This window comes from Amycolatopsis sp. NPDC003731, assembly GCF_053586895.1.
This window is the reverse complement of the sequence record NZ_JBSFNC010000108.1, coordinates 1-12,678: the sequence shown is the minus strand read 5'-3', so window position 1 is coordinate 12,678 and position 12,678 is coordinate 1. Positions and strand designations below refer to the sequence as shown.

At 72.1% G+C, this 12,678-nt stretch carries 15 protein-coding genes; 9 read left to right on the top strand and 6 right to left on the bottom strand.

Going from position 1 to position 12,678, the window contains the following annotated elements; all coding sequences use genetic code 11:
* Window positions 1-9 precede the first annotated feature (9 nt).
* Window positions 10-726 carry a VOC family protein gene (locus tag ACWDN5_RS33400; protein ID WP_449679094.1) on the top strand — a complete coding sequence of 239 codons (717 nt, stop codon included), beginning with the start codon at window positions 10-12 and terminating at the stop codon, window positions 724-726.
* A 23-nt stretch (window positions 727-749) separates the two neighbouring features.
* Here the strand turns inward: ACWDN5_RS33400 and ACWDN5_RS33395 are convergent, their stop codons facing one another.
* A complete protein-coding gene (locus tag ACWDN5_RS33395; protein ID WP_449679093.1) occupies window positions 750-1,604 on the bottom strand; it encodes an SDR family oxidoreductase in 855 nt (284 codons plus the stop codon).
* A 101-nt stretch (window positions 1,605-1,705) separates the two neighbouring features.
* On the opposite strand from ACWDN5_RS33395, the gene ACWDN5_RS33390 reads away from it, so the two are divergent.
* The 3 genes from ACWDN5_RS33390 to ACWDN5_RS33380 all read left to right on the top strand — a co-directional run bounded on the left by ACWDN5_RS33390 (window position 1,706) and on the right by ACWDN5_RS33380 (window position 3,089).
* The gene (locus tag ACWDN5_RS33390) at window positions 1,706-2,542 is read left to right on the top strand and encodes a helix-turn-helix transcriptional regulator (protein ID WP_449679092.1); all 837 of its coding nucleotides are present in this window, start codon (window positions 1,706-1,708) and stop codon (window positions 2,540-2,542) included.
* 119 nt (window positions 2,543-2,661) lie between these two features.
* Complete coding sequence (locus ACWDN5_RS33385) at window positions 2,662-2,937, top strand: hypothetical protein (protein WP_449679091.1); 276 nt, start codon at window positions 2,662-2,664, stop codon at window positions 2,935-2,937.
* Window positions 2,925-3,089: a hypothetical protein gene (locus ACWDN5_RS33380; protein ID WP_449679090.1), complete on the top strand. Its 165-nt coding sequence runs from the start codon at window positions 2,925-2,927 to the stop codon at window positions 3,087-3,089. The genes ACWDN5_RS33385 and ACWDN5_RS33380 overlap by 13 nt, the downstream gene beginning before the upstream one ends.
* A gap of 187 nt (window positions 3,090-3,276) precedes the next feature.
* On the opposite strand, the gene ACWDN5_RS33375 is transcribed toward ACWDN5_RS33380, so the two are convergent.
* Entirely contained in the window at window positions 3,277-4,494 is a 1,218-nt protein-coding gene (locus ACWDN5_RS33375; protein WP_449679089.1) for an Ig-like domain-containing protein, read from the bottom strand.
* Between the two features lie 65 nt (window positions 4,495-4,559).
* On the bottom strand, window positions 4,560-4,979 hold the full coding sequence (locus tag ACWDN5_RS33370; protein WP_449679088.1) for a VOC family protein: 420 nt from the start codon (window positions 4,977-4,979) through the stop codon (window positions 4,560-4,562).
* Between the two features lie 187 nt (window positions 4,980-5,166).
* On the opposite strand from ACWDN5_RS33370, the gene ACWDN5_RS33365 reads away from it, so the two are divergent.
* Together ACWDN5_RS33365 and ACWDN5_RS33360 are read left to right on the top strand one after the other, a co-directional pair.
* Window positions 5,167-5,784, top strand: coding sequence for a TetR/AcrR family transcriptional regulator (locus tag ACWDN5_RS33365; protein ID WP_449679087.1), 618 nt, complete (start codon window positions 5,167-5,169; stop codon window positions 5,782-5,784).
* 25 nt (window positions 5,785-5,809) lie between these two features.
* A complete protein-coding gene (locus ACWDN5_RS33360) occupies window positions 5,810-6,895 on the top strand; it encodes a winged helix DNA-binding domain-containing protein (protein WP_449679086.1) in 1,086 nt (361 codons plus the stop codon).
* On the opposite strand, the gene ACWDN5_RS33355 is transcribed toward ACWDN5_RS33360, so the two are convergent.
* A complete protein-coding gene (locus tag ACWDN5_RS33355; RefSeq protein WP_449679085.1) occupies window positions 6,892-7,848 on the bottom strand; it encodes a helix-turn-helix transcriptional regulator in 957 nt (318 codons plus the stop codon). The two genes, ACWDN5_RS33360 and ACWDN5_RS33355, sit on opposite strands and share 4 nt — an antisense overlap.
* A gap of 111 nt (window positions 7,849-7,959) precedes the next feature.
* Here ACWDN5_RS33355 and ACWDN5_RS33350 point away from each other — a divergent pair, with 111 nt between their 5' ends.
* Complete coding sequence (locus tag ACWDN5_RS33350) at window positions 7,960-8,418, top strand: nucleoside deaminase (protein WP_449679084.1); 459 nt, start codon at window positions 7,960-7,962, stop codon at window positions 8,416-8,418.
* A 38-nt stretch (window positions 8,419-8,456) separates the two neighbouring features.
* On the top strand, window positions 8,457-9,419 hold the full coding sequence (locus ACWDN5_RS33345; RefSeq protein WP_310977055.1) for an isopenicillin N synthase family dioxygenase: 963 nt from the start codon (window positions 8,457-8,459) through the stop codon (window positions 9,417-9,419).
* A gap of 9 nt (window positions 9,420-9,428) precedes the next feature.
* Here the strand turns inward: ACWDN5_RS33345 and ACWDN5_RS33340 are convergent, their stop codons facing one another.
* Window positions 9,429-10,709: a GGDEF domain-containing protein gene (locus ACWDN5_RS33340; protein WP_310977056.1), complete on the bottom strand. Its 1,281-nt coding sequence runs from the start codon at window positions 10,707-10,709 to the stop codon at window positions 9,429-9,431.
* Window positions 10,710-10,927: 218 nt separating this feature from the next.
* Here ACWDN5_RS33340 and ACWDN5_RS33335 point away from each other — a divergent pair, with 218 nt between their 5' ends.
* Window positions 10,928-11,887 (top strand): chitinase, encoded by a 960-nt coding sequence (locus ACWDN5_RS33335; protein ID WP_449679083.1) that lies wholly within the window; start codon window positions 10,928-10,930, stop codon window positions 11,885-11,887.
* 72 nt (window positions 11,888-11,959) lie between these two features.
* On the opposite strand, the gene ACWDN5_RS33330 is transcribed toward ACWDN5_RS33335, so the two are convergent.
* Window positions 11,960-12,439: a hypothetical protein gene (locus ACWDN5_RS33330; protein WP_449679082.1), complete on the bottom strand. Its 480-nt coding sequence runs from the start codon at window positions 12,437-12,439 to the stop codon at window positions 11,960-11,962.
* Window positions 12,440-12,678 lie beyond the last annotated feature (239 nt).

The window sequence follows — 12,678 nt, the reverse complement described above, 5'->3', positions numbered from 1 at the left end:
GTTCCGGTGATGCATTCGGAACTGCTGGCGGTGACCTTCGAAGCGGACAACCCGGCTGAAGCGGCCCGCTTCTGGGCCGGCCTGCTCGGCCGGGAAGTCATCGAGGACACCGGCGGTCTCCTGCTCCCGGGCGAGGACACCCAGCTCGGCCTGCGGTTCACCCCGGGCCGCGCCGGCCGCCCCGGCGCGAACCGGATGCACCTGCACCTGACCAGCACCGACCTCGACGACCAGCAGCACACCGTGGCCACGGCACTCGAGCTCGGCGGCCACCACCTCGACGTCGGGCAGCAACCCGAAGAGCCGCACATCGTCCTGGCCGACCCGGCAGGCTACGAGTTCTGCGTCATCGAGCCCGGCAACGACTACCTCGCCGGCTGCGGCCCCCTGGGCGAACTCACCTGCGCCGGCACCCGGCAGACCGGCCTGTTCTGGAGCAAGGCACTGGACTGGCCCCTGGTCTGGGACCGCGGCGAGCAGACCGCAATCCAGTCACCCCACGGCGGCACGAAGATCGCCTGGGACACCTGGGATGGCACACCCGCGACACCGGAGCCGAACCGCCAGCGCTTCGAACTGTTGCCGGCCGACGGCGACCAGCAGGCGACGGTCGACAGGCTGATCTCCCTCGGCGCCACCCACCTCGACACCCGCACCGACGGCACCGTCGTCCTGGCCGACCCCGACGGCAACGAGTTCTCCACGCACACCACAGCGGGGCGCTGACCGCTCCCGGCGCAGCTGCGGGCTCAGAGCCCCATCGTGTGGCGCACCATCCGGTCGAGCAGACGATCGGAGACCAGGTGTGTCAGCCGGGTCATCACAACCGCGTCGCGACCGACGGTGTACCGGGTCCGCGGCCTGCGCTCCCGGATCGCCTTCGAGACGGCATCGGCGGCGACGCTCGCGTCCAAACCGTTGACGCCCCAGGCTTCTGTGGTCGCGCGGAAGGCTTTCGTGAGTCCGGTGTAGCGGGCTCGCTGCTCCGGGGTCATGCCCGCGATCAGCCGTTCCGCCGTCGCGTTTCCGCGTTCGGTCAGCTTGGTGCGGATCGCACCGGGAATGACCACGGCGACGGCGACACCGAACGGTTCCACCTCGCGGCGCAAGGAGTCGCTGACGGCTTCCATGGCGAACTTCGCGCCGGAGTAGGCACCGAAGCCCGGCATGGCGACCTTCCCGCCGGTGGAGCCGATGTTGACGATGCGGCCCTTGCTCCGCAGAAGAGCGGGCATGAGTGCCTGGACGACCGCCACCTGACCGAACACCGAGACCTCGAACTGCCGACGCCACTCGGCCAGCGGCAGCGCTTCGATCGGGGCGTTCACCGCGATCCCGGCGTTGTTGACCACCGCGCGCAGCGGACGGCGGTCCGCGCGAACCCGGTCGGCGAGCGCGCTCACCTGGCTCTCGTCGGTGATGTCGAGCAGCACCGGTTCGATGCGCCCGGCCGTCACCTCCGCGGCGGCCGCCTCGGTCCGGACGCCCGCCAGGACGTGGAAGCCGTCGGCGGCCAGCCGCTGCGCGGTCGCCCGCCCGATGCCGGTGCTTGCGCCCGTGACGATCACGAGCTCGGAGGGTGTGCTGGACTGGGTTGCGTTCATGGGGTCACCCTGCGCCGCGGCCCGGGCGAGAGGCAGCCACGGCATGTCCTGGTACAGCCGGTACCACCACGAACGAGGTCCGCTGAGCGCACAATGACCGCATGGACGATCTCGGGCGGGCACTGCGGACATGGCGCGATCGCCTCGATCCCGCGAGCGTGGGGATCCCGCACAAAGCGCCCCGCCGTGCTCCGGGCCTCCGCCGCGAGGAACTGGCCGTCCTCGCCGGCATCTCGATCGAATACGTCGTCCGGCTCGAGCAAGGACGCGCGGCCAATCCGTCCGCCCAGGTCTGCACCGCGCTGGGCCGGGCGCTGCAGCTGTCGGACGCCGAGCACGCACACCTCATGCGGCTGGCCGGACACTCGGCCGACCCGCACCGCGTCCCCCGGCTGATTCCTGGCAGCGTCCGCCGCCTGCTGGAACGGCTGGAGACCCACCCGCTCGCCGTGTACGACGCCACTTGGCAGCTGCTGCACTGGAACCCGCTGTTCGCCGCGGCGTTCGGCGACCCGACGACGGTGACCGAGGACCACCGCAACCTGCTGCTCATGCAGTTCGAGGGCATGCCGAACCCCGCGCGGTTCAGCCCCGGAGACCGGGCCGCGTTCGAACGATCCCTCGTGGCCGACCTGCGCGCCACGACCAGCCGGTACCCCGACGACCCGGACGTCGAGGCGTTGATCAGCCGGCTGCAGCGGGCACCGCGCTTCCGGGAACTGTGGGCGGCCGCGTCGGTCGCCGAGCACCAGAGCGGGCACAAGCTGATCGAGCACCCCGAAGCCGGCCCGATCGACCTCGACTCCGACGTCCTCATCACCCAGGGCTCGAACCTGCGGGTCGTCGTCTACACGCCCCGGCCGGGCACCGACGCCCGGGAAAAGCTCGACCTCCTGGCCGCGACGGGCACCCAGCGAATGACCGCCGACCGCAATTGACCCCAGGACTCCCACGCGGAGTCGCAGACGGAAGGCCAGGCGGATCGCCCGTGCCGGTCCACCGGTCATCGTGCGGAAACGAGGGTGCCGGGATAGCCGGCCTGTGGGACCGTTCGCCGGTGACTCCGAAGGACCCTGACGTCTCCGGCTGGGTGCCTGCTTTCCTGCCCGCCGACGACCAACTCGACCGGCAGGCCGCGCGGCTGCGGTCCCTGACGGGACATCGGATTGCCGAAACGTGGACAGTCTGGTCCCTCGAACACGACGAATGGTTCGCCGACCTGCCCGTTGTCCTGCGTCTGGATGACGGACCGCAACTCGAGGTCTGCTGGGAGAAGTTCGACCAGCGCATCCCGCACTCGCGGCGATCGCGGACGCCACTGTGGACGAGGTAGCCGCGACCTCATCGCGTTTCGCGGCCGAAAACGCGGTCGGCACCAGAGCGACCTGGCTGACCACCGGTCTCTGGCTGAAGACCAGCCGCGGCGATCTCCACATCTTCAACGCCCTGGACGAAAACGGACTGGCAGCCCACCGTCCCCGATGACCGGTCCGGCCCTGCCCGCCGGACGGGGCGGCTGGCCTCCGGTGGCGCGCTGCGCGCCGTCGCCGGGGATGCCTCGGGAGGCACCCCGCTCGCGCCCGATCTCGCCGCCATGCGGGCTTCGTTCGAAGCGTCCTGGGGCTCGACCCCGTTCCCCTCGATGAACTGCTGACGTCGCTGAGTGCCTGCCTCACCGAAGGGCGCTGCCGGCCTGCCAGGCGCTCCAGCTGATCGCCCAGTCGCCGTGGCCGTTGTTGATGGCCAGCTGGGGGCCGCCCGAGTTGGTCACCTCGACGACGTCGCCGACGTTGAAGTTGTCGAAGAACCACTTGGCGTTCTCGGTGTTCATGTTGAGGCAGCCGTTGGAGACGTTGTCGCTGCCCTGCACGCCGACCGTCTTCAGGTTCTCGTGCAGGTACTCGCCGTCGTTGGAGATCCGGACGTTCCAGTTCTCCGGCGCCTTGTAGTAGCCCGGGTCGCCCTCGCAGACTCCGTAGCTGCAGGAGTCCATGATCTTGTGGTCTTCCTTCCCCAGCACGGTGTGCGTGCCGTTGAAGGTCGGCGTCGGGCCGCGCGGCGGGGTGTTCGCCGTCTTGCCCATGCTGGTCGGCGCGGTCTTCACCAGCTGTCCGTTGTGGTAGGCCTTGATCTGGTGGGTCTTGCCGTCCGCCTTGGCGATCCAGGAGTCGTGGATCTTGTAGGTGGCCGAGACGTCCTGGCCGCCGTACGAGCCGCCGCCGATCGGCGTGCCGAAGGTCGTCGTCTCGAGCTTCACCGTCGAGCCGGCCTTCCAGTAGTCCTTGGGCCGGTAGTGCACTTCGCGCTTGCCCACCCAATACCAGCCGCCCTCCTGGGCGGGCGAGGACGTCACCTTGAAGGACTTCTCCACGGTGGCCTTGTCGGTGATGTCGTGGTCGAACTTCAGGCCGATGACCAGGCCGACACCGAAGTCGCCCGACGGCGCCTGGAAGAGCGCGGGAGTGGCAACCGCGGCCGGCTTGATCGTGTGCACTTCCCCGCGCTGCTCGGTCGCCGCGCCCGCCTGGTTCACCGCGGTGGCGACCACCTGGTAGGTGGCCGCGTACCGGAGGTGGTCCTTGCTGGTCCACGTCGTCTTGTCCGGCGACAGCTCGCCTTCGACGGCGTTGCCGGTCTGCGGGTTCGTCACCGCGACCGCCTGCAACGTCCCCCCGGACGCCTTGACGACGATCGGGTCCTTCGGGCTCAGCTGGTCCCCGCCCTCGAACGCCACGGTCGCGGCCGGTACCCCGGGCGCTGTCGCCGTTCCGGCCGGGCCGGCCACCCCGACCGCCTGCGCGGTCCCCGCGGTCTCGGACTGTCCACTGCACGCCGCCAGCAGAAAGGCGGCCAGGCCGAGGCCGGCCATGCGGATCGTTCTCACGCTCATCGGACGCGCCAGGCGGCCCGAAGTTGTGTAACGATCCGATTTCCCCGCCGGCGCGATGCCGTCGTTCACTTCCCGCCCTCCGCCCAGTCGGCGGCGGTCATGCCGTCGGCGTGGCCCGGGGGCCACTGGACCAGTTCGATCCGGCGCCCGTCCGGGTCGGCGACCAGGGTCGTCGTCGGGGCGTCGCCGCCGCCGTCGTGCACCGGGCCGACCGGCTCGATCCCGTGCCCCGCCAGCGCGCGGAGCGTGCCGGCCATCGATTCGACCTGCACGACGAGGTGGCTCACGTCGGTGCCGTGCTCGATCGGCCCGCCGTCGTGGACGAGCTCGACGGTGACGAACTCGTCGCCGGGGAGCTTGAGCATGGTGAGGTGCCCGATCGGCGTCTCGGCGACCTCGCCGACCACCTCGTAGCCGAGGGCGGCGTAGAACGCGAGAGACCGGTCGAGCTCGCTCACCCGCAGCGCGATGTGCAACGTCCTCAAGCGCGTTCCCTCCTCGAAGGTGGTGGTGCGGACCGCACTTCCCCTGCGGCCGCACCACCACCCGACGAACACTGTACCCGACCCTCGAACGGGTGTTCGACCGGGGGTGTCTGCCGGGTCCCCCGCACAAAGCGCCCGCTTACAATGGGGACGACCGCGCGGGCGGGCGAGCTGGGAGGATCACCGGATGACGATGTCGCTGTCGGCCGAACTCTGGCCGGACGTGCAGCCGGAGACCGCCCGGCGGCTGATGCTGGCCGGCGTCGAGGCCTTCGCCCAGCGCGGCTACCACGCCACCACCACGCGGGACATCGCCGGCGCCGCGGGGATGTCCCCCGCCGCGCTGTACGTCCACTTCCCCTCGAAGGCCGCGCTCCTGTTCGCCATCAGCCGGTACGGCCACGAGCAGACCCTCGCCCTGGTCGAGAACGTCGTCGCCAAGGAATCCGACCCGGTCGAGCGGATCCGGCTGATCGTCGAGGACTTCGTGGCCTGGCACGCGCGGCGCCACACCGTCGCGCGGGTCGTCCAGTACGAGTTGCAGGCGCTGCCGGAGCAGGAGTTCGAGGTGGTCGCCGAGCTGCGGCGCCGGATCGAGCGGATCGTGCGGGAGGTCATCGCCGAGGGCGCCGGGAGCGGCGTCTTCACGGTGTCCGACCCGCACGTCGCCGCCCGGGCCGTGCTTTCGCTCGGCGTCGACGTCGCCCGCTGGTACAGCGAGCGCGCCCGCCAGACGCCGGCCGCGCTCGGCAAGGAGTACGGCGGCCTGGTCCTGCGCATGCTCGGAGTAGCGGACACACCCTGACCGCTGTCTGCGGCAAGGTGGTCCCGTGCACCACGTCCTGAACGCGCGGGCCCTCAACCGCGCCACCCTCGCCCGCCAGCTGTTGCTCGAACGCGCCGACCTGCCCGTCTTCGACGCGGTCGCCCACCTCGCCGGCCTGCAGGCCCAGGAACCCCAGGAACCGTTCACCGGGCTGTGGTCGCGGTTGCGCGGGTTCGACCCGGCCGCGCTGGACGCGCTGCTGACCGGACGCCGGGTCGTCCGGACCCACCTCATGCGCCGCACCGTCCACCTGCTGACCGCCGACGACGTCCTCGCGTGGCGGAGCCGGTTCGACACCATGCTGCGGCAGCGGGTCGTCACCACCTACCGCAGCGAACTCGAGGGCGTGGATTTCGCCGAGCTCGCCGCGGCGGGCCGGGCGGTGCTGGCCGACGGCGAGCCCCGCTCGATGGGCGAGCTCGCGCGGGCGGTCGCCGACCGGTGGCCCGATCCCGGCCCGCGTCCGCTCGGCGAACTGCTGGTCGCCGCGCTGATCCCGTCGGCGCAGCTGCCCCCGCGCGGACTGTGGCGCACCAAGGCGGGCGTGCGGAACCTGCCCCTCTCCGCCTGGCTCGGCCGCGACGCCGACCCGCTCGACCCGGACGACGGTGTCGGGCGGACGCTGGTCCGGCGCTACCTGGCGGCGTACGGCCCGGCGGCGACCGCCGACCTGCGCGCGTGGTCCGGCCTGACCGGCTTACCGGCCGCGGTGAAGGCGGTGCGCGAGGAACTGGTGGCCTTCCGCGACGAGCGCGGCCGCGAGCTGCTCGACCTGCCCGAAGCGCCGCGGCCCGGCCCGGAGACCCCCGCGCCGGTCCGGTTCCTGCCGGCGTTCGACAACGCGATCCTCGGCTACGACGACCGGACCCGCATCATCGACGACGCCCACCGCGGGCTCTCGGTGGCCGGCGAACGGGTGGTCCTGGTCGACGGCCGCGTCTCGGCGACCTGGACGGTGACGGAGGGCGCGGTCGCGGTGCACCCGCTGCGGCCCCTGACGAAGACCGAACGCGGCGAGGTCGCGGCCGAAGGAAGCGAGGTGGCCGCGTTCCTGAGCGACGGCGAGAGCGACCGCGTGCGGCTGAGCTAATCCACCGCCCGCGCGAAGCGCTCCGCCACCTGCCGCAGCCGCTCCACCAGCCCCGGCGGGGCCTCCTCGACCACGAAGTCGTACCCCAGCTGGGCCAGGTGGTACGGCACCGCGTCCAGGTCGCTCGCCCCGGTCCGGACCCGGCAGCTGCCCTCGTCGATCGCCTCCACCACGCCCGCCGACGGCGGGATGCGCCGGGCCAGCACCGCCGCCGGGGCGGCCACCCGCAGGACCAGCCGGTGCGGGTACGGCGCCGTCGAAATCTGCCGCGAGACGTACTCCGCCAGGTCCGCGGCCGGCGGCTCGCGCGGCGGGAAGCGGAAGCCCACCGACGGCACCCCGTCGATCCGGTCGACCCGGAACGTGCGCCAGTCCGCCCGGTCGAGGTCGAAGGCGACCAGGTACCAGCGCCGCCCGGTGCAGACCAGCCGCAACGGCTCGACCGACCGCTGCGTCGCGGCGCCGGACCGGTCGCCGTAGCCGAAGCGCAGCCGTTCCTGGTCGCGGCAGGCCGCCGCGAGCACCGTCAGCACCGAGGCGTCCACCGTCGGGCCGGCCCCGGGCAGGGACAGCGTCGCCGCCTGCAGGGCACCCACGCGCGGCCGCAACCGGGCGGGCAGCACCTGCTCCAGCTTCGCCAGCGCCCGCACCGACGTCTCCTCGATGCCGCTGACCGTGCCGCTCGCCGCCGTGCGCAGGCCGACCGCGACCGCCACCGCCTCGTCGTCGTCCAGCAGCAACGGCGGCAGGGCCGCGCCCGCGCCCAGCCGGTAGCCGCCCGCCACCCCCGGCGTCGCGTGCACCGGGTACCCGAGGGACCGCAGCCGCTCGACGTCCCGGCGGATCGTGCGGACGTCGACCTCCAGCCTCGCCGCGAGGTCGGCACCCGGCCAGTCCCGGCGCGCCTGCAGCAGCGACAGCAGCCTGAGCAGCCGTTCCGATGTGCCGTACATGGCATGCAGTGTGCCAGACATCGCGGACAGCTTCTGTCCGTTATCCGCCGGAAGGTGCAGTCTCGCCGTCAAGCACTTGCCAGGCGCCACCCCGGCCGGAAAGAGTGACGCATGCCGATCGATCCGCACGCCCTGCTCGCCGTCGCCCGCGAAGAAGCCGAGCTGGGCCGGGCCGAAGGAGGCGTGCCGATCGGGGCCGCGCTGTTCGACTCCACGGGCACGCTGCTGGGCCGCGGGCACAACCGGCGCGTGCAGGACGGCGACCCGTCGATGCACGCCGAGACCGCGGCCTTCCGCAACGCCGGCCGCCGCCCGCACTACCGCGACACGATCATGGTCACCACGCTCTCGCCGTGCTGGTACTGCTCCGGGCTCGTCCGTCAGTTCGGTATCGGGCACGTCGTCATCGGTGAGGCCGAGACGTTCCACGGCGGTCACGACTGGCTCGCCGGGCTCGGGGTCGAGATCACCCTGCTCGGCGATCCCGGCTGCACCGCGCTGATGACGGAGTTCATCGCCGCGCGCCCGGACCTGTGGTTCGAGGACATCGGGGTCGAGAAGTCCGAATAGGACAGTGTAGAAGAAGACAGCGCCCTACAGGAGCCGGTATGCCGTCATCCGTTCCGCTCGTGGACCTTTCGCCGTGGTTCGCGGGCACGTCCGAGGGCCGGGCCGAAGTGGCGGGCCGGATCGACCAGGCGCTGCGGGAGTCCGGCTTCCTGCTGGTCACCGGGCACGGCGTCCCGGACGACCTGCGCCACCGGACGCGCGAGCTGGCGCGGGAGTTCTTCGCGCTGCCCGAGGACGTCAAGCAGCGCTACGCCGTCACGGTCGGCGGCCGCGGCTGGCTGCCGCCCGGCGTCGAGGCCAACGGCTACGCCGAAGGCACCGAGACCCCGCCCGACCTCAAGGAGTCCTACTCGGCGGGCGCGGACACCCGCACCGGCGTCGCCGAGGTCGACGGGTTCTGGTTCCAGCCGAACGTCTGGCCGCACGAGGTGCCCGGGCTCGGCGAGGCGGCCACCGAGTACATGCGCCGGATGCGGGCGCTGGCCGACCACCTCCTGGAGATCTTCGCCGCGGCGCTCGGCCTCGCCCAGAGCCACTTCACCCGGCACACCGGGCACCCGACGTACACGTTCAACATCAACTGGTACCCGCCGATGACCCACGTCGGCGCCCCGGCACCGGACCAGTTCCGGATCGGCCCGCACACCGACTTCGGCACGGTCACGGTGCTCGACCGCCAGGCCGGGGTCGGCGGCCTGCAGGTCTGCACGGCCGAGGGCGAGTGGGAGGACGCACCGTTCCACCCGGAGGCGTTCACGGTGAACATCGGCGACCTGATGGCCCGCTGGACGGGCGACCGCTGGCGGTCGACCCGCCACCGCGTCCTCCCCCCGGCCGCGACGGCGCCCGACGAGGACCTCGTGTCGTTGATCTTCTTCTACGAGACCGACCACGACGCGCGGATCACGTCATTGGCGCCGCCGCTGGGGACCCGGACCTACCCGGAGGTGATCGCGTCGCAGTACCTTAAAGAGAAATTGGACGCGATCACGATGTCCTAGAGCCCGTTCTCACGGCTCCGGCTCGGCGCAGACCGTCCGGTTCCGGCCCGCCGCCTTCGCCTGCAGCAACGCCTGTTCCGCGGCCAGCAGCGCGTCGTCGAGGAGCCCGTCCGCGCAGCCCGCCACGCCGATCGACACCGTCACCCCGACGAACTGCGGGCCGTCGCCCGAGGCCTTCAGCGCCACCAGCGTCGAGGCGATGCGCAGGCGGATGCGCTCGGCGATCGCCATCGCGTCGAACGGGCCGGTGCCGGGCAGCAGCACCGCGAACTCCTCGCCGCCGGAGCGGCCCACCAGGTCGGCGGCCCGGACCTCGTCGCGCAGGGTTCCGGCGACCGCACGCAGCACGGCGTCGCCGATCCGGGTGCCGTAGCGGTCGTTGAGGAGGCGGAAGTGGTCGAGGTCGAGCAGCAGCACGGCCGGGCCGGGGCCGCCGGGGCGGTCCAGCCGGGCCTCGGCGGCGCCGCGCCAGGAGGCGGCGGTCAGCACGCCGGTGCCCGGATCGAGGGTGACGTGGTCGCGGCGGCCGCTGCCCAGCCCGCCGCGGTGCAGCACGACGGTGGCGCCGGCCAGCACCGGGACCAGCAGCGGCGCGGCGACGGCGGCCCAGGCGAGCGGGAGGCCGAACGCCGTCATCGCGGCGTCGAAGGCGTGGCCCGGCGCGGCTTCGCGTGGCCGGCGGGGCCCGTCGGCGCCGGTCACGAGCGCGGCGTTCACCGCGAGGAACACCAGCCCGGCGACGGTCAGCAGGAGGACGGTCCGCGCGTCGAGGACCTCGCCGAGCGGCCGGACGCCGGTCGCGGTGAGGAAGGCACCGGCGGACAGCCCGGCCAGCGCCGTCGCCGCGGCGCCGAACACCTGCCGGTGGACGGGTCTTCTGCGGACCCGGAACCACTGGTGCAGCGCGGAGAGCACGACCAGCGCGACGGCCAGGCCGGGCCGGAGCACGAGCACCCCGGCGAAGACCCACGGCGTGTCGACACCGGGCCCGAGGAGGGTGTCCTCGCGGTGGCGTTCGACCGGCCGCGCGAGTTCCGCCGAGACCAGCATCCCGGCCGTGAGCAGCGCGAACGGCGCCAGCATCGCGGCGAGCGGCGGGAAGCGGAGGGTGGCGAGCACCACCGCGGCGACGGCCAGGAGGTCGATCCCGACGAGGTAGCAGACCTGGCCGCGGCGCGGCAGCCGCCACAGCGCCCACCGCCGCAGGGACCAGCGCCGCAGGACGAGGGCGGGCAGGAACCGGCCCGGGCGGCGTTCCCCGCCGGCGGCGACCGTGGAATCCCCCACCATTTCGGCAAAGTAGCCGGAACGCAGGCTCATGTCGATCCGCCTTCAGGGGAATTTGACATCGTCGGTGACCGGGCACTCCGTGGGTCATTTTCCGACCGACGGAGGGTTGACACGACATATTGGTCTAGTCCACTGTGTGGTGGCACACAGCACTCCTCCCGGGTTGATCCCGCCGCCTCAAACCGGAGGTGCTCCACCTGCGCTTTTGGAGGACCCCCATGAAATCAGTGCGCCGTCTCCTCACCCTCGCCGCCGCGGCTTCGGCCGCGCTGGCGACGACGGTCGGGCTCGCCCCGCAGGCCATGGCCGCGGTCGACCCGGTGCTCGCCTCGCCGTACCTGTACCAGTGGGGCGGGCAGACCAGCCCGTCCGCCGCGATGTCCGCGACCGGCGTGAAAGCGTTTACGCTCGCGTTCGTGCTGTCCGACGGGACCTGCAACCCCAAGTGGGACGGCACCCGGTCGCTGACCGGCTCGGACAAGACGATGATCCAGAACATCCGCAACGCGGGCGGGGACGTGATCCCCTCCTTCGGCGGCTGGTCCGGCACGAAGCTGGGCTCGAAGTGCACGTCGGCCTCCGCGCTGGCGGGCGCCTACCAGAAGGTGATCGACGCCTACGGCCTCAAGGCGATCGACCTCGACATCGAGAACACCGACGAGTTCCAGAACAACACGGTCCAGGACCGCATCCTCAACGCGGTGAAGCTGACCAAGCAGAAGAACCCGAACCTCCGCGTGGTGATCACCATCGGCACCACCACGACCGGCCCCGACTCCTGGGGCAAGCGCCTGATCAACCAGGCCAAGGCGATCGGCGCCCCCGTCGACGTCTGGTCGGTCATGCCGTTCGACTTCTCCAGCGGCGGTGACATGGCGGCGCTGACGAAGTCCGCGGTCGACGGGCTGAAGAACCAGCTCAAGACCACGTTCGGCTGGAACGACGACACCGCCTACCGGCACAGCGGCCTCTCCTCGATGAACGGCAAGACCGACAACGCGGGCGAGACGGTCACGGTGGCCAACTTCAACTCCATCCGCGGCTACGCGACCAGCCACCACCTGGCCCGCTTCACGTTCTGGGCCACCAACCGCGACTGCAGCGGCGGCGGCGAGTGCAGCGGCATCAGCCAGGACAAGTACGCGTTCACCAAGATCGTCGCCGGCTACACCGGCTGACGTCCGGACCCGTAGTGGGGCTGTCGGGGGCCCTCTCACCGGCATCGGGGTCGGTGAGGGGGCCTTCGCGGGTCAGCGCCGCCCGCAGTTGTACGGGTAGCAGCCGTAGTAGTTCCACCGCGGGTCCCAGGTGGACGGCGCCGGGCTCGAGGTGGTGGGCGGCGGCGGCAGCTCGACCGTGACGGTCGGGGTCGGCGTCGGCGTCCGGCGCGCGTGCATCACGACCGGCGACGGCGTGGTGGTCTCGGTCGGCAGGGCGAGCGCGGTCGACGTCGGGACGGCGGTGGCCGGCTGCAGCTGCGGGAACTGCCGGTCACCGGGCCCGGAGTCGGGCCGCACGGCGAGCACGACCACCAGCCCGCCCAGCACGACGATCACCGCCGACGCCAAGGCCATCCGCGCCACCCCGCTGGGCCCCGGTTCGGCGCCGGAACCCCGGCGCGCGGCGAGTTCGGCCGCCCGCGACCCCGGTTTGCGCGGCCGTTCCCCGGTCTGCCGGAGCAGTTCGTCGACCGTGACCCGGTCCCGTCGTCTGCGCGCACTGCGCGTCATGCACGACCTCCACCCGATACCCCCGCTGCCCGCTCGCCGGCGGCAGCCTTGATCCCCGGTGGATAGTAGAAACCCTTGCGGCAATTGTAAACGCGCTGATCGCCGCGGTCTCGTTACCGTTTCGAGACAACCGGATCGCGTTCCCGGCCGTAGTCGTCAACGAGCCGCGAACCCCTGCCGCCGGTGCCGCGAATGACTCATTCGGGACGTCCGAGGTCCCGAATGAGTCATTCGCGACG